Source organism: Mesorhizobium sp. Arg314, from assembly GCF_053714275.1.
The window spans coordinates 1-215 of sequence record NZ_JBSKBP010000389.1 but is presented as its reverse complement, the minus strand read 5'-3'; the positions used below and the strand labels follow the sequence as shown (position 1 = coordinate 215).

The window sequence follows — 215 nt, the reverse complement described above, 5'->3', positions numbered from 1 at the left end:
GACGCTCCAGCGCCTTTCTGAAGAAGCGCTTGGTCGCCGGCAGGCCGCGCTGCTCGCTAAACCAAAACTCGACTGTGTCGCGATAGAGGTACATCCACTGGCCACGCACCTTGATGTAGGTCTCGTCGACATGCCATTTGCCGGTCACGCTACGCTTGCGCCGGTTGAAGCGCTCCAGCAACAAGGGCGAAAAAAGAACGGTCCAGCGGTGGATG

At 59.5% G+C, this 215-nt stretch carries 1 protein-coding gene; it reads right to left on the bottom strand.

Annotated elements, in window-relative coordinates; genetic code table 11:
* Window positions 1–215 (bottom strand): DDE-type integrase/transposase/recombinase (locus ACWGS9_RS35990; protein ID WP_454509586.1); only part of this gene is annotated, 215 nt, incomplete at both ends.